Source organism: Aedoeadaptatus urinae (assembly GCF_900155585.1).
GTDB classification, from domain to species: domain Bacteria; phylum Bacillota; class Clostridia; order Tissierellales; family Peptoniphilaceae; genus Aedoeadaptatus; species Aedoeadaptatus urinae.
In genome coordinates this window covers 47771-71525 of the sequence record NZ_LT707418.1, presented here as the reverse complement: position 1 = coordinate 71525, position 23755 = coordinate 47771, and the positions used below count along the sequence as shown (strand labels likewise).

At 50.6% G+C, this 23755-nt stretch carries 27 protein-coding genes; 1 reads left to right on the top strand and 26 read right to left on the bottom strand.

Annotation, left to right across the window (positions count from 1 at the left end):
* Positions 1-25: 25 nt before the first annotated feature.
* The 10 genes from topA to BQ7397_RS05430 all read right to left on the bottom strand — a co-directional run bounded on the left by topA (position 26) and on the right by BQ7397_RS05430 (position 9924).
* The gene (topA, locus tag BQ7397_RS05475) at positions 26-2116 is read right to left on the bottom strand and encodes a type I DNA topoisomerase (RefSeq protein WP_077075109.1); all 2091 of its coding nucleotides are present in this window, start codon (positions 2114-2116) and stop codon (positions 26-28) included.
* A gap of 23 nt (positions 2117-2139) precedes the next feature.
* The gene (gene dprA / locus BQ7397_RS05470) at positions 2140-3213 is read right to left on the bottom strand and encodes a DNA-processing protein DprA (RefSeq protein WP_083703433.1); all 1074 of its coding nucleotides are present in this window, start codon (positions 3211-3213) and stop codon (positions 2140-2142) included.
* Entirely contained in the window at positions 3201-4727 is a 1527-nt protein-coding gene (locus tag BQ7397_RS05465) for a YifB family Mg chelatase-like AAA ATPase (RefSeq protein WP_077075108.1), read from the bottom strand. The genes dprA and BQ7397_RS05465 overlap by 13 nt, the downstream gene beginning before the upstream one ends.
* A 1-nt stretch (position 4728) precedes the next feature.
* The gene (locus BQ7397_RS05460) at positions 4729-5088 is read right to left on the bottom strand and encodes a YraN family protein (RefSeq protein WP_077075107.1); all 360 of its coding nucleotides are present in this window, start codon (positions 5086-5088) and stop codon (positions 4729-4731) included.
* A gap of 197 nt (positions 5089-5285) precedes the next feature.
* Entirely contained in the window at positions 5286-5639 is a 354-nt protein-coding gene (locus BQ7397_RS05455) for a hypothetical protein (RefSeq protein WP_077075106.1), read from the bottom strand.
* A 9-nt stretch (positions 5640-5648) separates the two neighbouring features.
* Positions 5649-6179 carry a hypothetical protein gene (locus BQ7397_RS05450; RefSeq protein ID WP_077075105.1) on the bottom strand — a complete coding sequence of 177 codons (531 nt, stop codon included), beginning with the start codon at positions 6177-6179 and terminating at the stop codon, positions 5649-5651.
* Positions 6176-7582, bottom strand: a complete 1407-nt coding sequence (locus BQ7397_RS05445) for a sensor histidine kinase (RefSeq protein ID WP_077075104.1) — start codon at positions 7580-7582, stop codon at positions 6176-6178. The genes BQ7397_RS05450 and BQ7397_RS05445 overlap by 4 nt, the downstream gene beginning before the upstream one ends.
* A 2-nt stretch (positions 7583-7584) precedes the next feature.
* On the bottom strand, positions 7585-8286 hold the full coding sequence (locus tag BQ7397_RS05440; protein ID WP_077075103.1) for a response regulator transcription factor: 702 nt from the start codon (positions 8284-8286) through the stop codon (positions 7585-7587).
* Positions 8287-8297: 11 nt separating this feature from the next.
* Entirely contained in the window at positions 8298-8864 is a 567-nt protein-coding gene (locus BQ7397_RS05435; RefSeq protein ID WP_077075102.1) for an HD domain-containing protein, read from the bottom strand.
* Position 8865: 1 nt separating this feature from the next.
* The gene (locus tag BQ7397_RS05430) at positions 8866-9924 is read right to left on the bottom strand and encodes a s-methyl-5-thioribose-1-phosphate isomerase (RefSeq protein WP_144019978.1); all 1059 of its coding nucleotides are present in this window, start codon (positions 9922-9924) and stop codon (positions 8866-8868) included.
* A 59-nt stretch (positions 9925-9983) separates the two neighbouring features.
* Between BQ7397_RS05430 and BQ7397_RS05425 the strand changes: the two genes are divergently transcribed.
* On the top strand, positions 9984-10709 hold the full coding sequence (locus tag BQ7397_RS05425; RefSeq protein WP_077075100.1) for an MTAP family purine nucleoside phosphorylase: 726 nt from the start codon (positions 9984-9986) through the stop codon (positions 10707-10709).
* A 47-nt stretch (positions 10710-10756) separates the two neighbouring features.
* On the opposite strand, the gene pyrR is transcribed toward BQ7397_RS05425, so the two are convergent.
* The 16 genes from pyrR to BQ7397_RS05345 all read right to left on the bottom strand — a co-directional run bounded on the left by pyrR (position 10757) and on the right by BQ7397_RS05345 (position 23754).
* Positions 10757-11269 (bottom strand): bifunctional pyr operon transcriptional regulator/uracil phosphoribosyltransferase PyrR, encoded by a 513-nt coding sequence (gene pyrR, locus BQ7397_RS05420; RefSeq protein WP_077075099.1) that lies wholly within the window; start codon positions 11267-11269, stop codon positions 10757-10759.
* Positions 11254-12156 carry an RluA family pseudouridine synthase gene (locus BQ7397_RS05415; protein WP_083703432.1) on the bottom strand — a complete coding sequence of 301 codons (903 nt, stop codon included), beginning with the start codon at positions 12154-12156 and terminating at the stop codon, positions 11254-11256. Before BQ7397_RS05415 ends, pyrR begins: the two co-directional genes overlap by 16 nt.
* The gene (gene lspA, locus BQ7397_RS05410; protein WP_077075097.1) at positions 12146-12610 is read right to left on the bottom strand and encodes a signal peptidase II; all 465 of its coding nucleotides are present in this window, start codon (positions 12608-12610) and stop codon (positions 12146-12148) included. Before lspA ends, BQ7397_RS05415 begins: the two co-directional genes overlap by 11 nt.
* 7 nt (positions 12611-12617) lie before the next feature.
* Positions 12618-13334 carry a YlmH family RNA-binding protein gene (locus BQ7397_RS05405; RefSeq protein WP_077075096.1) on the bottom strand — a complete coding sequence of 239 codons (717 nt, stop codon included), beginning with the start codon at positions 13332-13334 and terminating at the stop codon, positions 12618-12620.
* Positions 13335-13390: 56 nt separating this feature from the next.
* On the bottom strand, positions 13391-13861 hold the full coding sequence (locus BQ7397_RS05400; RefSeq protein ID WP_077075095.1) for a cell division protein SepF: 471 nt from the start codon (positions 13859-13861) through the stop codon (positions 13391-13393).
* A 10-nt stretch (positions 13862-13871) separates the two neighbouring features.
* Positions 13872-14561, bottom strand: coding sequence for a YggS family pyridoxal phosphate-dependent enzyme (locus BQ7397_RS05395; RefSeq protein ID WP_077075094.1), 690 nt, complete (start codon positions 14559-14561; stop codon positions 13872-13874).
* Between the two features lie 15 nt (positions 14562-14576).
* The gene (locus BQ7397_RS05390) at positions 14577-15869 is read right to left on the bottom strand and encodes a biotin/lipoyl attachment domain-containing protein (RefSeq protein WP_077075093.1); all 1293 of its coding nucleotides are present in this window, start codon (positions 15867-15869) and stop codon (positions 14577-14579) included.
* The gene (locus BQ7397_RS05385) at positions 15866-16870 is read right to left on the bottom strand and encodes an NAD(P)H-dependent glycerol-3-phosphate dehydrogenase (RefSeq protein ID WP_144019977.1); all 1005 of its coding nucleotides are present in this window, start codon (positions 16868-16870) and stop codon (positions 15866-15868) included. The genes BQ7397_RS05390 and BQ7397_RS05385 overlap by 4 nt, the downstream gene beginning before the upstream one ends.
* Before the next feature lies 1 nt (position 16871).
* Complete coding sequence (gene plsY, locus BQ7397_RS05380; RefSeq protein WP_077075091.1) at positions 16872-17459, bottom strand: glycerol-3-phosphate 1-O-acyltransferase PlsY; 588 nt, start codon at positions 17457-17459, stop codon at positions 16872-16874.
* Positions 17456-18763, bottom strand: coding sequence for a ribosome biogenesis GTPase Der (gene der, locus BQ7397_RS05375; protein WP_144019976.1), 1308 nt, complete (start codon positions 18761-18763; stop codon positions 17456-17458). Before der ends, plsY begins: the two co-directional genes overlap by 4 nt.
* Entirely contained in the window at positions 18756-20099 is a 1344-nt protein-coding gene (locus BQ7397_RS05370) for a DUF512 domain-containing protein (RefSeq protein WP_077075089.1), read from the bottom strand. The genes der and BQ7397_RS05370 overlap by 8 nt, the downstream gene beginning before the upstream one ends.
* 51 nt (positions 20100-20150) lie before the next feature.
* Complete coding sequence (locus tag BQ7397_RS05365) at positions 20151-21383, bottom strand: serine hydroxymethyltransferase (protein ID WP_077075088.1); 1233 nt, start codon at positions 21381-21383, stop codon at positions 20151-20153.
* A 20-nt stretch (positions 21384-21403) separates the two neighbouring features.
* Positions 21404-21979, bottom strand: a complete 576-nt coding sequence (locus BQ7397_RS05360; RefSeq protein ID WP_083703430.1) for a DUF6648 family protein — start codon at positions 21977-21979, stop codon at positions 21404-21406.
* A 96-nt stretch (positions 21980-22075) separates the two neighbouring features.
* Positions 22076-22501 (bottom strand): hypothetical protein, encoded by a 426-nt coding sequence (locus tag BQ7397_RS05355; protein WP_077075087.1) that lies wholly within the window; start codon positions 22499-22501, stop codon positions 22076-22078.
* A gap of 16 nt (positions 22502-22517) precedes the next feature.
* A complete protein-coding gene (gene mnmL / locus BQ7397_RS05350) occupies positions 22518-23429 on the bottom strand; it encodes a tRNA modification radical SAM protein MnmL/YtqA (RefSeq protein ID WP_077075086.1) in 912 nt (303 codons plus the stop codon).
* 1 nt (position 23430) lies between these two features.
* A complete protein-coding gene (locus BQ7397_RS05345; RefSeq protein ID WP_077075085.1) occupies positions 23431-23754 on the bottom strand; it encodes a DUF1292 domain-containing protein in 324 nt (107 codons plus the stop codon).
* Position 23755 lies beyond the last annotated feature (1 nt).

Sequence of the window (23755 nt, the reverse complement as noted above, 5' to 3'; positions counted from 1 at the left end):
TGAAAATAAGTCGTTTCTTAAATGATTATTTTTCATTGCCTTCGTTTTTTTCAGCACGCACGTAATCGCAATCCGGATTGTGGCATTGGATGCGAGTACCTTTTTTCGTGACCTTTTTCGTCAAGATATCGCCGCATTTGGGGCAGCGCTCGTCAATAGGCTCATCCCAGGAAACGAAGTCGCAGTCGGGATACTTTTCGCAGCCATAGAATTTACGTCCCCGCTTGCTCCTTTTGATGACCACCTCTCCGTCGCCGCATTTCGGGCACTTCACGCCGACCTTTTCAACCAATGCCTTGGTGTTTCGACACTCGGGAAAGCCAGGGCAGGCAAGGAATTTTCCGTAGCGACCCATTTTGATCACCATGTTTCTGCCGCATTTTTCGCAGATGACATCGGTAGGCTCGTCGCGAATTTCAACTTTTTCGATTTCTTCTTCCGCATGAACCAAATACTTCGCCAATTGCTTGTACACCGGATCCACGGCCTCTTGCCAGACCATATCGCCGTCGGCCACGGCATCCAAGCTGTGCTCCATCTTTGCCGTAAAGGCCTCGTCCACAAACATGGGGAAGTATTCGGTTAAAAGATCGTTCACCGTCTCGCCCAGCTCCGTGGGCACGAAGCGTCGCTCTTCGCTTACCACATAATATCTGGAGAGAAGCGTATTTATTATCGGCGCATAGGTACTGGGACGTCCGATGCCCAGCTCTTCCAAGAGTTTAATCAACGATGCTTCGTTGTAGCGAGCCGGCGGTTGAGTGAAGTGTTGCTCAGGCAGCATTTCTTTTACTTTTAAATGTTCCCCCACCTCAAACGCCGGGACTTCCTTGTCCCTTTGTTCCTTTGAAGGGAACACCCGTAAAAAGCCGTCGAAGACCAAGGTATTTCCGTTCAGCTGAAACATTTCCGAATTGCTCGCCAGCTTTACTTTTTGTGTATCGTAAAGGGCCTCGGTCATTTGAGATGCCACGAAGCGAGACCAGATCAATTGATAGAGGCGGAATTCGTCTCGTCCCAAGCTGTCCTTAATGCTCAACGGCGTACGATTGACATCCGATGGGCGAATACACTCGTGAGCGTCCTGAGTATTTTCTTTTTTCTTCGACCACGTCGACGGTGCGCTGTACTCTTGGCCGTAAGCCTTTAAAATATGGGCCTTGGTTTGTGCCACGGCCTGCTCAGAAATCCGCGTTGAGTCCGTACGCATATAGGTAATCAAACCGACAGAGCCTTCTCCGGGCACCGAGATCCCTTCGTAGAGTCTCTGAGCCAGCTGCATGGTTTTTCGCGTCGTAAAGTTCAGGCGCTTATTCGCCTCCTGCTGCATGGTGGATGTGGTAAAGGGCGGCAGGGTGCGCCTTTTTCTGGAGCCCTTTTGGATATCGGAAACCACGAGCTCCTTTTCGTTCATGCGCTTAAGGGCCGCGTCCACATCGCCTCTATTTTGTAAAGAAACCGATTGAATTTTTCCGCCCTTCATTGTGCCGAAGTACTTAGCTTCAAAGCTCTTGCGATTTTTTACAGCCTTCGCAACAATGGTCCAATACTCGGAAGGCTCGAATTCCTTGATCTCCTCTTCCCTGTCGCAAATAATTTTTAAGACGACGGATTGAACCCGCCCGGCACTGAGGCCGGACTTTACCTTTTTCCACAAAAGGGGGCTGATTTTATAGCCCACCAGGCGGTCCAGAATGCGGCGTGCCTGTTGAGCGTCCACCAGCTCCATATTAATGGGCCGCGGATTTTTTATGCCGTTTTTCACGGCGTTTTTCGTAATTTCATTGAAAGAAATACGCACGTTGTCCTCGGGGTTCATGTCTAAAATATGGGTTAAGTGCCAGCTGATGGCCTCCCCTTCCCTATCCGGGTCGGTTGCGAGAAGGACTTTGTTCGCTTTTTTCGCTTCCGCCTTCAGCTCTTTAATCACCGGCCCCTTGCCCCGTATGTTAATGTATTTCGGTTCGTAATTGTCTTCTATGTCAATGCCTAATTTTGACTTCGGCAAATCGCGAATGTGGCCTACGGTGGCCACGACCTTGTAATGGCTTCCCGCCATTTTTCGAATGGTCTTTGCCTTTGTCGGCGACTCGACGATAATCAGATTTCTAGCCAAGCTATCCCAAATCCTTTCCTGCTCTATAATATTTCGATGCAATCACTATCGACACCTGTAATCATATTTTTTAATTCCAACATGGTCAATACGCTCAACACATCGTTAATGTCCCAACCGACGTGAGCCATAAGGTCTTCCGTATTCTGATGACCGTCCACTATACTATCATACAATGTTTTTTCTTCCAAAGTGAGATCGGAAAGATTCGGCAAAGATTTTTTCTTACTCATCTGATAGACGGGATGATTTAAAATATCCTCCGGCGACAAAGCGATGGATGCGCCGTCGAAAATCAGGCGGTTCGTTCCCTGACTGTAAATGGAATCCACATTGCCGCAGACAGCAAAGACTTCCCGTCCGTATTCCGCCGCCAAGCGCGCCGTGATCAAAGAGCCGCTCTTCTCCTTGGCCTCTACCACCAGCACGCCGTCGCCCAGCGCAGCAATGATGCGATTGCGCTCGGGAAAGCGAAAAGGCTGAGGCGACGTACAGGGCGGGTATTCGCTTAGAATTAAACCCGTGGATTTAATAGCTTCGTAATAGGCGCGGTTGCTTCTGGGATAGCAGTCGCCGATGCCGTTACCTAATACGGCAATGGTCTCTCCCTCGGCATCCAAGGTCGCCTGATGCGCCAGCTTATCGATGCCCAAGGCGAGTCCGCTGATAATGACGAGACCGGAGGAAGCCAACTGCGAAACGAATTTTTTGCAGACACGTTGGCCGTAGTCCGTATGCTTTCTCGCGCCGACGACGGAAAGCGAGGGCTTGGCCATAAGCTCTAAATTTCCGATGGCGTAGATAACCATGGGCGGATCCGGCGTCAGGGCAAGCTTTTCCGGATAAAAATCGTCGCCGACGACCAAAATCTGAATGCACTGTGCGTCAATGACCTTCTGTCTCTTACTGATGTCTCGGTCCAAAAACATGTTAGTCCGTTCTCTTAATTTTTGGGGAATATTTTCTCCTTCGAGAAACGTCAGCTGCCCCTCGTCTTCCGTTAAGTGGCCGTAAAGCTCAATAAGCTCTTCGTTTGGCATGCCGGCGAGAGACAGGCGGATCAAAAGCTCTCTCAGATCTTCTCTTATTCCGACCAATATTTTCCCTCCACTGATTTGTAGCGCACCGCTTCTAAAACATCCTGATCCGTAATGGGACCGCCGTCGCGAAGATCGGCAATGGTCCTCGCCACCTTCAACACCTTGTGAAGGGATCTGCCGCTGAATTTATACTTCTTATAGGCCATGTCCAAAAGCTTCTGCGAGTTCGGCGTCAGCTTACAATATTTTTCCACGTAGCGATCGGGAATGCCTGCGTTGGTTATAATATCCGTGCCTTCAAAGCGAGCCTTTTGAAAGCCTCTCGCACGCTCTACGCGCTCCCGCACGGTTTTTGAATCCTCGCCCTTCACATTGTCCTTCATGTCCTCGTAGCTGATGGGCTTCACCTCCACCTGCAAATCGATGCGGTCGAGGAGCGGGTGGGAAATCTTGCTCAAGTACTTTTGGATCTGCTGCATGCTGCAGCTGCATTCGTGATTTGGATCTTGGTAATAGCCGCAGGGACAGGGGTTCATAGAGGCAATAAGCTGAAAATCCGCGGGGAATTCCAAGCTCGCCGTCGCCCGCGCCACGTGGATCTTTCCGTCCTCCATTGGCTGGCGCAAAACCTCAAGCACGCTGGATTGAAATTCGGGGATTTCGTCGAGGAACAAGACGCCGCGATGGGCCAAGGATATTTCCCCGGGCTTTGGGATGCGGCCACCACCGATAAGGGAGACGCCGGATGCCGTGTGGTGAGGCGAGCGGAAGGGCCTCTCCGTCATCAGGCGGTTTTCTGCCAACAGCCCGGACACGGAATAGATCTTCGTCACCTCGATGGCCTCTTCAAAGGTCATGCCAGGCAATATGGTGGGCAGCCGCTTGGCGCTCATGCTCTTGCCGCTTCCGGGCGGACCGATCATTAAGAGATTATGAGCTCCCGCCGCCGCCACCTCCAAAGCACGCTTCAGCTGGCTTTGGCCTTTAATATCGGCAAAGTCGACGTCAAAGGATTTCATATGCTCCATGGGATTTTCCACCGTCGCCTCTTCGATGGTAGACTCGCCAGTGAGAAAAGACACCACTTCCTTTAAACTGGATACGGGGTAAATGTTAACATCCCGAACAATGGCGGTTTCGTTTTCGTTGGCCTTGGGGACGATAAATTTCTTGTAGCCCAACTCTCTGAGGGAGATCACCATGGGCAGGGCGCCGCGAATAGCGGAAATTTCTCCGTTAAGCTGAAGCTCTCCTAAAAATATGTAGTCATCGATGAGATGAGGATCGCCGAAGCCCTCTGCGGCTAAGACAGACACGGCCACGGCCAAATCCATTTGTGAGCCGTCTTTTCTGCGATTGGCGGGTGATAAATTCACCGTGATTCGCTGTTGCGGATAGGGCATGCCGATGTTTTTTATCGCCGCATGAACCCGTTCGCCAGATTCCCTGATTTGCGCGTCGGGCAATCCCACCATAAGAAATCGCGGAAGCCCGCGACTCAAATCGCATTCGACTTCCACGACGAATCCTTCCAATCCCTCTAAGCTACAGGTTTTCACTCTGGCATACATGTCATTCCCCCAAGTCATTTCCATCGAAGGCATTCTTTATGTGATGAATCATCGGCTGATCCGTTAAAAACACTTCGATGACGTCGAAACGAGCTCCGCGATAAAAGGTTGAACGATTCGCAAGGTATTGCTCCGCCGTCATGTAGATCTGGCGACGTTTAAAGACATCCACGGCATCCTTCGGATCGCCGTAGCTTACGTTGGTCCTTGTCTTCACTTCCGTAAAGACGACGAGGCCTTTCGTAAAGCTTATGATATCGATTTCACCATGCCTAAAACGAAAGTTTCGCTCGAGGATTTCGTGCCCCTGTTTCTGCAAAAACCTCGCCGCAATCCTCTCTCCTGTTTCGCCGATGTTCATAATTCCTCCCTGCTTTACTCAATAATATATACTAAATCAGGTTTCGAAACAATTGTTTTATCGGAGATATTTTATAGGCTTATAAAAATTTCATCGCGGTGCGTATAATGATGGAACTCGATCTATCATCCTCACGAAATTTTTGTGCTCATAAAAAAATTTGCCGCACCGGGCGACAAACTCTTTTTTCGTTTTATTTAGCTTTCCCTTCGGCGACGATCCATGTCTTTGCGAGTGTCGGGATAGCGGTCTTTGTTGTAGATGCCGATGCACAAAGCGAAGAGCAGAGAACAAATTCCCGCCGTAATACAGACCACCGAAATAAAAATATAATTCAGACTGGAGCGTTCGAAGAGTCGGTTTAAAACCATGATCAGCGAAAACATGCCGATAAAAACCAAGCCGAGGCCGGGCAGGTAGCGCAAAAATTTCATTTGCTTACCCATCATATTTATGACGAAGGTCAGTATCAAAGCGACGATCACGGCCAAAACCAAAATCGCTATATAGGTTAAATTTCCATTCAGACTTTCAGAAATTTTCGATAACATGTCATCCTCCTACTTACCGGGCACCCGTGAGTAATAGGTCTTCTTCGGGTCGGCTTGTTCCATCAGGTTTTTCAGTTGACGCTCGTCCAGGGTGCCTTTCGTCTTGACTAACTGCAGGAGATTTCCGTAGATGTCGATATAAGCCACGTCATCCTTCTCCCGATACACGGTGAATAGCAATTGGTCGTCTTGGTAGATGTCGATAATAAATAAATCGTCCCCGGCAATGCCGACGTCATCTTTCGTTTTATTATACCCTAATTTCATTAAATAGTCAGTCTTTCCTTTTCGGATGACATAGGTGACCTTGTCGATCCGTTGGTCGTTAAAGATGGCGACATTGGGGGCGAATATGGCTTCGGAGCCGATGATGGGTCGCAGATCCTTGCTTTCGTCGGTGACGGTTTGAATTTTCGTCACGACCCAGCGCCCCTGCAGAGGCGATCGATTGATCTGTGGCTTTTCGGTGATGCGGTAGTCGCCCTTGACGGGTCCGCAGGCGGTTAATAGCAGCAGCAAAAGAAGAATCAGTTTTTTCATGCTTCCGCCTCGCTTCCCAAAGGTATCATGATGCGAATCGTGGTCCCGACGGATTTTTCCGAAACGATCTGTATGGTGCCGCTGTGCAGCTTCACGATCTCATCGGCGATGGACAGGCCAAGGCCCGAGTGAGAATTGGAGTGTTTGCCCTTATAAAACTTTTCCTTGGCAAGGGCCAGCTCGTTTTCGTCCATGCCTACACCGTTGTCGGAGATAATCATTTCGTAATTTGGGAAATTTTTCCGCGCTTCAAATAACACCCATCCCCCGGCGTCGGTGAATTTAATGGCGTTGTCGATGAGATTGATGAGCACTTGTCGCAAGCGGTCCTCATCCGCCGTGAGAAGCACCACCTCTTCGTTAATCTCGTTGATTAAATGAATGGATTCCTTCATGGCCCGGGGCTTCATCTGCTTAAATACATCCTCGCAGGTGGAAGTAATATCGAAGCGATCTTTTTTTAAGGTGATGCGCCCGGAAATATATCGTGAAAAGTCCAAAAGCTCTTCCACCATTTTCGACAGGCGGTCGGTTTCCCTTTCAATAATTTCAAAGCCCTCGTTCATGACGTCGGTCTCCGCGGGATCCGTGTCCTTGAGCACCGCTGCCCAGCCCTTGATGGACGTGAGCGGCGTGCGAAGCTCGTGGGAGATGGAGGAGATAAAGTCGTTCTTCACCTGTTCCTTGCGCACGATTTCCGCCGCCAGGGTGTTAATGGATTGAGCCAACTGACCCAATTCGTCGTCCCGCTTCATAACGATGTGCTTTTTGTACTGACCGTCCGCCAATTGAATGGCCGTGGATTGAATCTCCTCGATGGGACGGGTAATGCTCTTTGAAAGCATGCGGCTGGCTATAATGGCGATGGCGATGACAAAGGCCGTTAAGACCAAAAGGTAGCGGCTCAGCGTCCACACGGAATGAATGGCCGGCGCCAAAGACGATGAGTAGCGCAAGACGCCGATGACTTCGTCGTCCTGTGAGTAAAGGGGACGGGAAACGGAGAGGACTTTCGTGTCGGAAAAAGGCACGGGCCCGATGCGAAAACCGTCCTTCCCCTTCAATGCCTGAAGCACATCGGGATAATCCTTCACCGGATCGTTAATAGCGCCGATGGAATCGTAAACCAGCTGGGCGTCCTTATCGATCATCTGCACCTGACCTCCGAATTGATAAAAGATGATATCGTAATCGCCGGCCAAGAGCTCGTCCAGGCTGCTGCTTTTAAAATAGCGTTCGTAGGTGTAGATGGAGCTGTTCAGCTGTTGATTTAAGTAAAATTTCACGCCGTTATAGGTGTATTCGCGAAAGCCGAAAATCAACGCCAGGTCCAGGAGACTGACGGTTAAGAGAATCAGCGCGACGAAATTTCTCGTCAGCGTCTTTCGAATGGAGTGTTTCATCGTTACTTCGCGGCGTTTTTCCAGCGATAGCCGACGCCCCAAACGGTTTCGATATAGACGGGATGAGCGGCGTCTTCTTCCACTTTGGAGCGGAGGCGCCGAATGTTAACGTCCACGATTTTACTGTCGCCTAAAAATTCTTCGCCCCAAACGGCGTTTAAAATTTCGTCGCGACTCAAGGCGCGATTGGCATTGGTAATAAAGAATTTGACGATTTCATGTTCCGTCGGTGTCAATTCCACTTCCACGCCGTTTTTATAGAATTTATGGCCGTAAACGTCCACTTTGAACATTCCCGATTCCAAGAAGCGCTCGCCCTTCTTCTCTTCCTTGTTGTCAGAACCTAAGCGGCGCTCCAGAGATTTAATGCGAAGAGTCAGCTCCGTGGGATTAAAGGGCTTGGTTAAATAATCGTCGGTGCCGCTTTGAAGGCCCATGATCTTGTCGTAGTCTTCGGCCTTTGCCGTGAGCATAATAATCCCCAGATGGGGAAAGGATTTTCTCAGCTTATCGCAGACCTCAAAGCCGTCCATCCCGGGCAACATAATGTCCAGAAGAACGATGGCGGGCTTTTCCCTTTCGGCAGTTTCCAATCCCTCTTCGCCGCTTCCCGCTTCGAAAACTTCAAAGCCTTCCCGTTCTAAATTGATCTTAATAAACTTGCGAATGGACACTTCGTCCTCGACGAGTAATATTTTCGTCATGGGTCACCTCTCTATTTAAAATAAGCATCGACCTTTTCTTTAATCATGGCGTACAAGGGCGGAAATTTCCTTACCGGCTCGATGCGATTATAGACGTCTTCTTTCCGAATCTCATTGCTTTTCCACGTGCCTCCGCCGCCGGCGGCGTTTAAAAGGATGGGCTCGATGCGGTCCATGGCCAAGGCGAAGTGGGATTCCGGCGTCACTTGCGCTTCAAATTCTTCCCACAGAGCCCTGAGCTCTTCGCCCTGAGTCTCGGGAAGCATGCCGTACAAATGCTCCGCCGCGCGCACTTCCCTTTCGCGCTTGGTCTTGTTGTTCTCCACGTCGTAGGCGAAGGTGTCCCCCGCATCGATTTCCACCACATCGTGGAACAAAAGCATGTACACCACCCGCTCCATGTTCACATCCTTCGGCGCATATTCCTTTAAAAGAAAGGCCATGGCGGCGATATGAAAGCTGTGCTCCGCGTCGTTTTCGTAGCGGTCGGCGTGAAGCAGGCGGGTGCGGCGATACACGCTCTTCATTTTTTCCAGCGTGTAGATAAAGTCAATTTGTTTTTCCAGATTCTCGTTCATATTATACGGCGAAATAAAAGTCGCCCGCTCCTTTTTTCTCTTTGTATTGTTGCAGTTCGTGAGAGGGGAAAATTCCCAAATCCGTCACCACGCCGGTGACCAGTTTCGGCGGCGTGATGTCGAAGGCCGGATAATAGCCCTTCACGCCCTCTGCCGTGTGCTTAATGCCGTGGGCGCTTAAGCTCTCTTCCGGATCCCGCATTTCGATGGTAATGTCCTTGGCGCTTTGCACGTCCATATCGGGAATTCCCGTGGCGTAATAGGGAATACCGAAGTGGCTACAGATAATGGCGATTTGATGGGTGCCCACCTTGTTCACGATGCTTCCGTCCATGCAAATGGAATCCGCCGCCGAAGTAAACAGAGAGATGCCGTGATTTTCCATATAGGATGTCACCATATTGTCCGTAATTACCGTGGTATCGAAGCCCATTTGCGACAAGACCGACGCCGTAAAGCGTGCGCCCTGCAAAAAGGGCCGCGTTTCGGGGCAGACGAAGGCGATGTCTTTGTCGGTCTTTTTTATTTCTCGGCCCAACATACCGATAATGGTCTCGCCGAAGCATTGGGTCATCACCGTGCCCTTTTCGGGAAGGGCCGCCATAAAATGCTTGGCTACCTGGTTGATGGCGGCGTAACGCCTCTCCATGGAGTGCAGGGCGTGATCCCGCAAAATTAAATCCAAGTCCCCGTCGTCGATATGCTCCTTCGCCACTGCCAAGGCACCCTTCGTCACCTGCGCCATGCGATTCGCCGTGGTCGGACGGGCGTTTGCCAGTACCTCCGCCGCCTCTTCTAAGTACCGAAGACGCTTCTCGCCCTTTAAATCCCGCGCTTCATATGCGGCAAGGGCCATGCCCATAGCCGCCGCCGTGTAAGGCCCCGCCGATTGCGTGACCATGGCACGCAGGGCGTCGCGCACTTGAACGTGGCTTTCACAGCGTACGTACTCCACACGCACCGGGTAAATGCGCCGATCCAAGATATTGACCGCGCCGTCTTTATAATAGGCCACATGCTCTGCCTGAAGCATGTAAGCTAAATCTTCATCAAAATGCATACGTCCCTCACTTTCCATGTATAATAGTACCATAATCATCAAAGAGAAACGAGGTTATCATGCATTACGGAATCATCGGCGGTACGGGTTTTGAAGCGCCCTTCTCTCCCGCCAAAGAAGAAATTTTTTCCACGCCCTACGGCGACGCCAAGCTTATTTATCCCGAAGGCAAGCCCTATGTCTTCGTCTCGCGCCATGGCACGGACCACACGATCCCGCCCCATAAGGTGCCCTATCGGGCAAATATTTGGGCGTTGAAGGAAATCGGCGTCACGGAAGTTTACGGCATCAGCGCCGTGGGCAGCTTGAAAAAAACTTACGGCCCCGACACCGTCCTCTTGTGCGACGACTTTTTGGATTTTACGAAAACCCGTGCCAATACATTTTACGACGGAGATCATGAATTTGCCAAGCATATCGCCATGGACGCGCCCTATGACGAAACATTAAATAGGGAATTTGAAAAGGCATTCGGCAAAACACTTCCCCGCGGCGTTTACGTGTCCACGGAGGGCCCCCGCTTCGAATCCCGCACGGAAATAAAATTTTACGCTTCCATCGGAGGCGACGTGGTGGGTATGACCAATGTGCCCGAGGTGGTGCTTGCGCGGGAATTGGGCCTGCATTACGCCAATATTTGCCACGTGGTCAACTACTGCACCGGCGTTTCTGAGACCATGACCATCACCAAGTCTGAAGATGTACGCTGCGCCATCGTCCGTGCCATCGACGAGGTCTTTATGTCGAATCGAACGCCCCGCGAGGCGCGCATCGATCTTTTATAAAACAAAAAAATTCCCGACGGCTAAGTATAATTAAGCCGCCGGGTTTTTTATTCCGACACGTAAACGGCATCTTCGCCGTCACATTCCGTAAAGTGCACGATGATTTTTTCCGATTGAGCCGTAGGCACGTTCTTTCCGATAAAGTCGCCGCGAATGGGCAGCTCTCTGTGACCCCGGTCGATGAGACCCACCAGCTGCACCTGTTTCGGTCGGTCCTTGACCATAAGGGCGTCCATAGCGGCCCGCACCGTTCGCCCCGTATAGAGCACGTCGTCTACGAGAACCACCCGCTTGCCGTCGATCTTCCCCATAAATTCCATGGGCATAAAGGCCTCTTCCCGGCGATCGTCTCGAAAGAAGCTCGGGTTTAAGGCATAGACCGGGACGGTAGTGGCTTCGATCTCTTCCATTTTTTCCTGAAGGCGTCGGGCAAAAAATTCGCCCCGCGTCACGATGCCGATGAGAACCACGTCGTCCAGGCCCTTGTTGCGCTCGATAATTTCATTGGCGATCCGCGCCGTGGCACGTTTCATGGCCAGGGCATCTAAAATCTTGTGCATCGATCTCCTCTCTCCTTTCGAATGTAAGCGAGCATGCGCTCGGGAAGTTTCGATATGGCGATGACGGCCTCACCCGTCACCGGATGGGAAAAGGCCAGGCGATAACTGTGAAGCAAGAGCGCCTTCTCCCTGTCGTTCTTCGCGCCGTACAGGGGATCCCCCAAGAGGCCATGGCCCACGGATGCCATATGTACCCGTATTTGATGGGTCCTGCCCGTGTGAAGGGCGACGCGAATTAGAGTGGAGTCGCGAAAGGCGAGGACGGGCGTATATTCCGTCAGCGCTTCTTTCGACGGATAGACCCCCGCCGCCATGCGAATGCGGTTTTTCGGATCCCTGCCGATGGGCGTATCGATGATGCCTTTTTGGCGAATCACGCCGCGGCAAACGGCGTAATAGGTCTTTTCCACCCGCCGCTCTTGAAAGGCTTCCACCAAGGCTTCATATGCCTCGTCGGTCTTCGCCACCACCATGACGCCGGAGGTGTCCTTGTCCAGGCGATGGACGATGCCCGGGCGCAGAGGGTCACTTCCCTGAGCTAAATGATCGAATCGGTCCAAGAGCCCGTGAACCAAGGTCTCTTCCTCACGGCCCGCTCCGGGATGGACGACCAGACCGTAGGGCTTGTCGATACATGCCAGGTGCTCGTCTTCATAGAGCACATCGAAGGGCACGTATTTCGCCTCAAGGACATAAGGGGCTTCTTCTTCGAAAGCGATCTCGTCCTTCTCTTGCAGCTTATAACCCGCCTTCTCCCCCTTGCCGTTCACCGTCACCCGGCCATCGTCCACGGCTTTTTTTACTTGAGAGCGGCTCATTTCCATGGCGTCGGCTAAAAAATTATCCAGGCGACCTCCGCCGGCTTCCGCAACAAATTTATGAAGCATGGCTGCTCTTTTCATCGCCGATAAAGACGTGAACCATTAAGAGAATCGTGCCCACGACGATCATGGCGTCGGCCAAATTAAAGACGGCGAAGTCGTGTCCGAAAAAGCGGAAAGACAAAAAGTCTACAACGAAATGCAGGCGCAACCGGTCGATAAAGTTGCCCACGGCGCCGGCGAGAATCAAAACTAAGGCCACGCGAAGCATGCCCTTCACCTCGTCCCGCTTAAAATAAATGCCGTAAAGCAAAAAGGCGATGACCCCCAATGTGATCACGATAAAAAGCGGGCGGCCTTCCTGCAATATACCGAAGGCGGCGCCGCGGTTTTCCACATAGAACAGGCGGAAAAAACCCGGAATAATATCCACCACCGTGCCGTCCGCCAATTGTTTCAAGACGACCAGTTTACTGATCTGATCCAAGGCGATAAGTAAAATAATAATAAGTGTAATCATAAAACTCCTATCTGCCGTCTAAAGTTCCGTAACGAAAGCGCACTTTGCCCTTTTTTGTTTCGTACAAAGGCTCGAAGATTTTAATGCGACCGAAACCGCGCACGGACAACAAATCTCCGCCGGCAATGATTTCGTGGGGCTTTTCCGCCCGCCTAAAATTGATTTTAATCAATCCCTTTGAAATCAGTCCCTTCACCTCGTCCCGGGACTTGTGGGTCACGGCGCGAACCACGGAATCCAGCCGCATGGAAGAGACCACGGCGGCGGACTCGACCCAATCCTCATCCGCTTCCGGCACAGCTTCCGCGGCGATTTCTCTGAGACGAATGGGTGCGGATCCGATTTTTCTTAAATTTACCGCGAGGAAGTTTGCGATCTCTTTTTTGACGATGACATAGGCCTCGTCGCCGAAGGTAGTAATGTCGCCGATTTTGCTGCGTTCGATGCCCAGTCCCAAAATAGAACCCAGCACCTGCCTGTGGTCCATGGGCTCTGCGCCTTCCAAATGAAAGGCGGATAGAAATTCGTCCTCCACGTCGTAGGGTGCGAAGACGACGATTTTTCGCTCCCAATTCCCCTCTGGAAAAATAAAAGTTTCTACCGAGGGAAAATGAACGGCCAATGACGTGACCAGGGACAGTTCATAAGGGTCTAAAAAATCACTAGCTGTCGCCCTGTAATTTCTCGAACAGATTTCCGGTAAATCCAGAACGTGGCGCAGCATAGTGATTTTTTCTGGCTCTCGTATGTGTCGAAGGAGTTCATCCTTCCGAAGGCTCTTTACCAAGGAAAGATGCCCGAGTTTTGTAATTCTTCCTTCAACCCGTCGATGGCGATATTTGCCGGAGCGAGGATGAAGATGTCTTTGTTGACTTTTTGAATCTTGCCTTCGACGGCGTAAAGGGCGCCGTTGACGAAATCAAAAATTTCCCGCTTTACATCTAAATCCAATTGTTCGAAGTTCAAGACCACGGCCTTGTTTTCCTTTAAGTCGTCTACGATTTTCGGAGATTCGTCGTAGCTCAAGGGTTCGTGAATGGTAATGACCATAGCGGCTTTCGTTTGAATGCTCAACACATTGCCATTGTCTTTTCTGCGAGGGGAGACGGGTTTGTGAGAGTGCGTCGTGGTAATCGGTTCGACTTCCGTCGTTTGAAAACCGTCGTCTTCCGCGTAATCGTACTCGTCGTCGTATTCGTAATCTTCACCGAAGCCGAACGCCCTTTTTAATTTGTTACCAAAATCTGCCATGTTATCCTCCTTAATATTGTCGTGCACCGAAAATGCGACTGCCTACGCGTACCATATTTGCGCCTTCTTCAATGGCGATGTGAAAGTCTTGACTCATTCCCATGGACATATGGGTCATGTCTACGCCCTCGTAGTGGCGGCCGGCGATATCTTCTTTTAAAGCCATCATCTTTCTAAAGAGTTGCCTTAAGTAAGCTTCGTCCTGCACATTGGGGGCGACGGTCATCAACCCGTCGACTTTCAAGTGGGAGTAGTCGATGACGGATTCAAGAAATGGCAGAACCTGATCGTAGGCCAGGCCGCCTTTCGACGCCTCATCGGCTATATTTACTTCCAATAAACAATGGACCACGTGATCCGATTCGCATCCTCGTTTTTGAATTTCCTTCGCCAAGGACGATCTGTCCAGTGAATGGATTAAAACGACATCTTTGTAGATATATTTTACCTTATTTGACTGCAAGTTTCCAATCATATGATAACGAACACGGTCTTTCAGGACATCAATTTTTTTCGTAAGCTCCTGGACTTTGTTTTCGCCTATATCCGTCACCCCGTGTCGAAGGGCTTCTTCGATGCTATCGACGCCGTGAGTTTTCGTTACGGCGATAAGTTGAACGGGCTCTCCCGTCAAACTGTGGCGCCTGGCTTCTTCAATTTCCTCTCGCACGCGGGACAATTCGTCGCCGATCGTCGACATACGCACCTCCTCGGATCAATAGACTATCTTGTTCTTTTCCACTTTTTTCGGCTCGACGATGACGTCGTCGTTGGGCTGAACCGTGGTCACATACTTGCCTTGTTTATTTTTAATCGTGGCGTCCTCGCCGCCCATGCTGATATAGGCGTCCTTACCGCGAACGGAAAGGACCCGCACGGGCACAAAGGAGACAAAGCGGCGTATCTCGTCTACATAGACGCCGTCCTCGCCGTGCTTTCCCTTGACGATGGCCGTCGTGGGAATTTTTAACGCCCTGGATTGACTTTTAATTATTGTAATCTTTTGTCGCCTGGGCGTGTAAACTTCCTGCAATTTGTCTTGCAAGTTTAATATTACCACGGCGCCCTTTTCGTCGCGAAGCACTTTTTCCACCTGCGCCTGAGTATAAACTTTTCCGATGCGCACAGTGACGTTTTGTTTGATTTGGTCTTTGACCAGGCGCTCGTCGTCAATGGGTAGGGCGATTTTGTATCGCGTGTCGCATATGGAGCGGAAAAAGGCCTGACCTTCTTTCACGTGGTTTTTACCCCGAGTAAGCGGCGCCACGTCCACGGCTTTTAAGTAAGAGCGGGTGAAGGTTTCATCATCATTTTCCAGAGACAGGTCTTTTTTTAAATCGTCAAATGTATAACTGATGATTCCGGAGGTCGGCGCCGTGTAATCGGCGCTGGTGGAGGCGATCCTTTCCGTCAACACGTCTTTCTGCTCTTCCAATGCGGGAATGGAAAGCTTTAACAGCTCATTCAGTTCCGACACATTGACCGTGTGTTTCGTACTTAAATCCAAGGTATTGATCGACGAGACGAGCTTCTCGTAATCTTCATCTCGAATAAAGCGCTGAATGTTTCGAATGACGTTTTCATATTCTTCGTCCACCGTATCTTTGGATTTTTCCGAGGTGCGGTCGTTTTTAAAATCGATGGCCGCCTGGATCCGTATAAGCTGATCCTTTACCTTGGAATTGTCGTTCATGACATTAATATCCGCCACGCGAAAACCCTTGGGCACCTTCTTGCCTTCACGCACATTGTACACGGCGGTGCCGCCGGCCTTGGTAAAGACCGTCTCTTCGTCAAAGAGCAGATAGCCCTCACCCTCGGCCACGTCGCGAAATTGAATTTCCGTGGGCTTTGCGGTTTTGGGCGCAAAAACCAGGCGGTCGTAAACGGAATAGACGCCGCCCAGCAGGATCAACAGCAAAGGAATCAGAAGCAGCAGCCGTCTGCGCTTCCTCTTTCGATTCTGTCGACGTCGAATTTTGTTTCGAACATTCGAGCCTTGTGTCATAGTAGAAAGATCTTCTCGTTTTCGTGTTTATTCGGGCGCTGCATTAAATCCAGCACTGCCTGTCTCGGATCCGCCGAGCGGTACAAGACGTCGTAAAGTTTTTCCGTAATGGGCATTTCGATGCCTAGCTCCTCTGCCAATTCGTAGCAGGCCTTGGTGGTCTTATACCCTTCCACCACCATGCCCACCTTCTCGATGGCATCTTCCGGCGCCGTACCCTTGCCGATCATATTTCCGAAGCGCCAATTTCTGCTGTGAACGCTGGTGCAGGTGACGATTAAATCGCCGATGCCGGAAAGGCCTTGAAAGGTAACGGGCTTTGCGCCGAGGGCGATACCCAGACGCTGAATTTCCGTGAGTCCCCGGGTCATCAGGGCCGCCTTGGCATTGTCACCGTAGCCCAATCCGTCGGATAGACCGGCGCCGAGGGCGATAATGTTTTTAAGAGCTCCGCCCATTTCCACGCCGATCATATCGTCTTGAACATAGACGCGGAAACTGTCGTGGGTAAATAAATCTTGCGCCCACAAGGCGTCTTCTTTATCTTCCGCACAGACCAATACGGTGGTAGGCATAAGCTTCGCCACCTCTTCCGCATGGGATGGCCCGGATAAAACGATATAGGGTGCATGGGGCAACACTTCTTTCGCCACTTGTGACAGGCGCAAGTGACTGCCTTGTTCCAAGCCCTTGGCCAGATTGATGATCCGTGCCTCGGTCCCTACGCGGGCAATGTCTTCCAGACAGGAGCGAATCGCCGCCGTGGGCACGGCGAGGACGATGCCGTCGGCCCCGTCGATGGCCTCTTCAATGGAAAGATGGATTTCTATGGACGGATGGAATTTGAAATCTTCCAAATAGCCGGGATTGTCCCCGACGCTTCGAATCCGCTCATACTGCTCTTCGCTTTGAGTATACATATGGACTTCGTGGCCGATGGTGGCCAGAAGATTGGCAATGGCGCTTCCCCAACTGCCGCAACCGATGATTCCGATCTTCAACTTATCTCCCTCCGATTCTATTTTCTCTGCCTTCTTTCAGGCGAATCAGATTATCTTTATGTCGAACAAAACCTAAAAGCCAAACCAAAAGAACGGCCAACCCATTGCTCGGGTCCCTGCCATATAAAACGAGCATGGCCACGGAGCTTATGCTTAAAAAAGTCAAGGAGCCGACGCTGACATACTTCGTCGTCTTTGCCGCGACGAATCCACATAGGGCACCGATCGCCGTACTGACAGGCTCGACGACGCCCCAGGAACCGAAGGTTGTGGCTATGCCTTTGCCGCCGCGAAACCCGAGGTAAAAGGGAAAGTCGTGACCGAGGACGACAAAGAGGCCGGCAAAGAACCGCATGGATTCGTCCAGCATGGGCGCGAGAAAAGCCATGGCCACTGCGCCTTTGACCACGTCGATGGCGAAGGTGGCGTAACCCAGCTTTTTCCCCATGACCCGTATGGCATTGGTGGTTCCCGCATTGCCGCTTCCCTCGTCGCGAATGTCTTTGTGGCGAAAGATGCGACTCAAAATATAGGCGCCGGAAACGGAGCCCACGAGGTAGCAGCCTAAGAGAACGAGGAAAGTTTTCATCGATTTTTCAACTCCATGATAATGGGCACGCCGTCAAAGCGATAAGAGGCGCGAATTTGGTTTTCCAAATACCGCAGATAGGTAAAGTGGAACAGCTCTTTGTCGTTTACGGACAAGACGATTTTCGGCGGTCTCGCCGACACTTGGCTCGCGTAGTAAAGTTTTCCCCGCTTGCCCTTGTCGGAAGGGGGCTGATTCATTAACACGGCGCGGTTCATAATGTCGTTTAAAACCCCTGTCTGAATCCGAAGGGAGTAATTATTGTTGACCACGTGAATCATATTCAACAGTTTGTCCACCCGAGAGCCCGTTAGTGCGGAAATGAAAATCATGGGCGCGTAATTTAAGAAGGGCAGCTCCCTGCGAATGGCCTCTTCAAATTGCTTCATGGTCCGTGTTTCTTTTTCGATAGCATCCCACTTGTTCACGGCGATGATCATGGCCTTCTTATTGTCGTGGGCATAGCCGGCGATTTTGGAATCCTGTTCGCTGACGCCTTCCGTGGCATCGATTAAAAGCACGCACACGTCGGCGAGCTCGATGCTTCGTAAGGTGCGCACCACGGAGTAGCGTTCCACTTTTTCGTTGATCTTCTTGCGCTTTCTCAGTCCCGCCGTATCGATTAGGACGTAATCCGTATCTTCATATTCAAAAAACGAGTGAATGGAGTCCCGGGTCGTGCCAGGAATGTTCGTGACGATGGATCGCTCTTCCCCTAAAATGCGATTCACCAAGGAAGATTTGCCGGCATTGGGCTTGCCGATAAAGGCCACTTTGATTTCGTCGCGAAAATCGTCTTCTTCTCCTTTGGGAAAGGAGGCTACCGTGGCATCGAGTAAGTCGCCGATGCCTCGGGACTGCTCGGCACTGATGACGTAGGGCTCGCCCAGGCCCAGCTCATAGAAATCGTAGAGATGATCTTTTGATTCCTTGGCATCCATTTTGTTTACGACGAGCAGGGCTTCCTTTCCGCTCTTGCGAATATAGGCCGCTACCTCGCGGTCCACATTGGTCAAGCCTTCCTTACCGTCAACGACAAATAAAATAATCTGCGCGTTTTCCACGGCCACTTCCGCCTGAGCCATGATTTCGGGCATAAAGGTCTCGCCACTGGAAGGATCCAGCCCGCCCGTGTCGATTAAAGTAAATTCGTGATCCAGCCACGTGGCCTTCGCATAGATTCTGTCCCGCGTCACGCCCGGCGTATCCTCTGTAATGGATATTTTCGAGCGGGTCAGCACATTAAATAAGGTACTCTTCCCTACATTGGGACGACCTATAATACAGACGACCGGTCTATTCAACAGGACGCACCTCCAAACATTTTTGTAAAAATTCACCGCCATTGTTGCTTACGGTAATAATTTTCGCACCTAATTCTTCTTCCAAAGCGTCCACCGTCACATCGTCCAATGTAATGGGACGGTCGCTTCGGAACATAGACATAGGTAACATTATAGCATCGTGGATTTTACCTTTCAATTGACGGATCACATCCTCCGCCGTCAAGAGCCCCGCCACTTTCACCGTGTCACCGAAAAAGTCGTTTTTTACGGTGACCACGTCGAGATGAATGCCGGGAAACTTTTCGCCTATCATCTCCGCCATGGACCGAAACAAGGGCGCCGCATACTCTCCGGTGGCCAAGGTGATCTTCGAATGGTAGTCGCCCTCAGCTTCATCCAGAGCTTCCTTAAATTCCTCAAAGAAAGAGCGCATAAGCCCCACGCCGTTTTCGTACTGGGGATAGCCGTCGTAAAATTCCGCTTCCGGCAGATCCTTTTCGGCGATGAGATAAAATTCGTCGGAGGCATAGACCCAGTGGCGGCCACATTTTTCCAGCATCTCTTTTCCGAAGGCCTCGGCAATGGCGATGACCTCTCGCGCCTCTTCCTTAGTATAGGGCGCAAGCTTCGGCAAATGATCTCGATACTTGGATAGGCCCACGGGCACCATGGCCACGGAGGCCACCTGCGGCATAAGAGATGCCAAATCCCGCAGGGTTCGCTTCAATTCCTCGCCGTCGTTTACATTGGGCAAGAGGACGATCTGCGCGTTCATGACGATCCCCGCACGTGCCAGGCGCTTCATGTCTTCCATGATCTTTCCCGCCGAAGGATTTTTCAAAAGCTTCACCCGCAGCTCGGGATTGGTGGCGTGAACCGACACATTAATGGGGCTCAAGCCATAGGCGATCATGCGATCGAAGTCTTCTTTTTTTATATTGGTCAGGGTAATGTAATTGCCCTGAAGGAATGAAAGCCGGGAGTCGTCATCTTTAATGTATAAACTGTCCCGCATATTCGGCGGCATTTGATCGATAAAGCAAAACAGACAGCGATTGGAGCAGGTCTTTTGCTTGTCCAACAAAGGCGTTACAAAATTTAATCCCACGGATTCTTCCACGTCCTTTTCGATATCGTAAAGGATCAGCTCTCCGTCCTGTTTCTCTATGGTCAAGGTGATGTACTCGTTGGCCGATTCGTAGCGATAGTCGATGACATCCCGCACTTCCCTGTCATTAATGGCGATGAGTCGGTCGCCGGCTTCGATTTCCAGCTCTTCGCCGATGGACCCGGGATCCACGGAACGAATCGTGTTTAATGCTTTATGAACGATGTCGATTTCATATGGGTTCATGGCGCCTCCTCTCGTCATATTAGAAAAGGACTCTTTCGAGTCCTTCTCCCGTTATTTGTAAAGGGGGAATTTTTCGCAAAAAATCCTTACCCTGTTTTTTGCTTCGTCTTCCGAAATGGTTTTTTTCAGCAGGTCCACCATAATTTGTGCCACATAGGCCGCGTCTTCTTCTTTGGCGCCCAGGGTGGTAATCGCCGGGGTACCGATGCGAATGCCGCTGGTTACCATGGGCTTTTCGGGATCGTAGGGAATCATGTTTTTATTGACGGCGAGGCCGCTGTCGTTTAAAAGCTTTTCCGCTTCTTTCCCGGTGATCTTTAGGGAGCGAAGATCCAAGAGCAGCAAGTGATTGTCCGTGCCGCCGGATACCAAATCCACGCCTTGTTCCAAAAAGACTTTTTCCATGGCCTTGGCATTGTCGATGATCTGCTTGCAATATACCTTAAAGTCGGGCTGAGCCGCTTCGTGGAAGGATACGGCTTTTGCCGCAATCACGTGTTCAAGTGGGCCGCCTTGCAGTCCGGGGAACACGGCCTTGTCGATGGTTTTGTGCAGCTCTTCCGTACAGAGAATGGCACCGCCTCTGGGACCGCGCAGGGTTTTGTGTGTCGTGGTGGTCACCACGTCGGCATAGGGCACGGGATTTTCGTGATAGCCTGTGGCCACAAGTCCTGCAATGTGAGCCATATCGACCATAAAGTAGGCGCCGCTCGCCTTCACGACCTCAGCCATGCACTTAAAGTCGATTTTTCTCGGATAAGCCGAAGCGCCGGCAATGACCAGCTTGGGCTCGTACTTCTTTACTGCATCTTCAAAGGCGTCATAGTCGATCCGGCCGGTTTCCTTGTCCACGCCGTAAGCCACCACGTCGAAATATTTACCGGAAATATTCACCGGGCTACCGTGGGACAAGTGACCGCCTTGGCTCAAATTCATGCCCAGCATTCTTTCGCCCGGCTTCAACAGGCCCAGGTACACGGCCATATTGGCATTGGCGCCGCTGTGGGGCTGAACATTGGCATGATCGGCACCGTAAAGGGCCTTAAAGCGATCGATGGCCAATTGCTCCACTTCATCCACCACTTCACAGCCGCCGTAATAGCGTGCGCCGGGAAGGCCTTCGGCATATTTATTGGTTAAAGGCGATCCCATGGCTTCCATGACGCTGCGGGAGACAAAATTTTCCGATGCGATCAGCTCGATGTGACTTTGCTGACGATGGATTTCTTTTTGGATCAGCTCAAAAATCGCCGGATCCGATTGTTTCAGATGATTGTATTCCAAACCTTGCCTCCTTCTTTGGCTCAGTACCTGTCGTTAATGTACATCTCGATTTTAGACCGCATCTTTTCTTCCTTGAAAATATTGCGGTCGAGCAAATACCGGTAAATCTCTCGGGATGTGGAATGCAAAATATACTCCGGGTATTCGATAAAGACGATTTCAAACAGGCGGTCCTGAAGTTTTTTTCCGTCGCAGTGCACGAAATAGGCGTACACATTTTTACAATCGACGAAATTCAAAATCTCAAGTATCGTATCGTCTTTTTTCCCGTAATATTTTTCGGCCATTGAAAGGCAGCGGCTGTACTCGCGATTGCATTTTTGGCGCCCCTTCAAGCGGCGCGCCTCCATGCGATAGCTTTTAGCAAGGGCATTGTAATACTGGTAGTTAAAGATGCCTTTTTCCAAGCGGTCGATAAGTAAAAAAGGGCGCACATTACTATTGTGCATGTCTTTTAAATTCGACTGCAGAAATTCCTTTTTATTTAAATCCCCTCGCTCGTAAGCGCGGATCAGCGCGCTACGCCTTTCCATAAAGTGCCGGAACCATTCGTCGCAAATGGGTTCCATCTTTAAGCCGTCGTCAAAAGATTGCATTGATTATTACCGGCAACACCATGGCAACGCATAAAACCACTGCGATGATTCGAATAATTGTTTTATTTGCTTTCATTCCGATCCCCTGTCAAATCCTTAGCCTTCTAAAGATACTTCCAGTGCGTACTCTTTTAATTCTGCCGGGAAGTCAGCTTCAACGTAGTTTACATTGATGTAAATTTCGCGGTTTTCCATGCCCAGGGCTTCCAAACGTTTCGCCAAATCAACCAAGTCGTCGATGGAAAGATCTACGACTTTGTACATGCCGTCGACATAAACTTTTTGCAAGTCGTAGTCCATGGCGAACATACCGCATAAGAAGCCGTAGAATTCATCCAGGGTCGTCAAGTCGTATTCCGTGGCATTAATTAAGCGCACATTGTAATCTAAGCTGAAAATGTGATCGTCGTCGACTTCGACAAAAGCGATATTGCCGTTGCCGCCTTCGTGATCTTCGTTGGCGTGGTCGATTAACCATTTCGTCTTTCCTGCGCCTTTTGCTCCTAAAATGTAATGAATCATTGTGATCATCCTTTCTCTATTTTCTATAGAAGTGACCTTGCGGCCGATTCTCCTCATTCATTCGACGAATAATTTCGTCCCGAATATAATACCAGCTTCTGTTCCAATTGGCGAAGAGCACGTCGTCTTCAGGCGCACGGCCTAAGAGGCGGCCAACCACCATCTCCGGCGGGCAGTGTTCCAAAAACAGAATCACCCGCTCCATAAATTCTTCCATGGGAAGGGGAACGAATTCGCCGGATTCATACATGTCGGCGAGCTTGGTGAGCTTCGCCACGTAAAGATTGTGGATCTTCACCTCGTCGACGCCCACATCAGCCAAAAGCTTCGCACCTCGGATCACGTCTTCGCGACTGTCCCAGGGGAGGTCCAAAATCATATGAACACAAAGGCGAAGGTCTTTTTTCTTAATGCGCTTGGCGGCATCGATAAAAACGTCGACACCATGCCCACGATTGATCAGGGCCAGGGTCTTTTCATTCGCCGATTGCAGACCCAATTCAAAGGTAATGACTTTGTCGGGAAAGATTTCTTTCGCCGCTTCTAAATAACTGTCGTCGACACAATCGGGCCGAGTGGAAATCGAAACGCCGAGGATGTCTTCCGTGGCCACCGCCTTTAAATTTTCTTTAAATTCTTCCAAGGGAAGGTAGGTGCCGGTAAAATTTTGAAAATAGGCGATGAAGCCCCGGGCATTGTACCGGGCCTTCATGCGCTCTTTATTTTCTTTAAATTGTTCGCCGATGCTTCCGTGAATCCATTCGAAGCTTCCCCCTTCTTCGCCGCAGAAAATGCAGCCGCCCACGCCTGCTGTGCCGTCGCGATTGGGACAGCTTCCCTTCAGGTGAATGGGCACCTTGTACACTTTCATGCCGAAGGTTTGATTGGCATAAACGCTGAAGCTTCGATAAGGTAATTGTTCCGTAATTTTAGACTCCTTGGTCTTCTACTTCTTCCGCATAGAGGCGTTCGAATTCGTCGGCCACTTCGTTGAAAAAGTCTTCGTCTTCTATAAAGACCAATTCCAATTCGCCTTCTTCAAGCTCCGTGTATTCGTAAAGTAAAACGGAAGCGTCTTCATCGACCTCGTCGTCCTTTAAGGGCAATAAGGCGATGTAGTCTTTTTCTTCGTAGGGAAAGACGCCGATGACGGCACAGTCCATTTCGCTGTCGTCTTCTAAAGTCAGGGTGATGACGTCCATCTCCTCGTGTTCATGTTCGTGATCGTGTTCGTGATTGTGATCGTGGCTCATA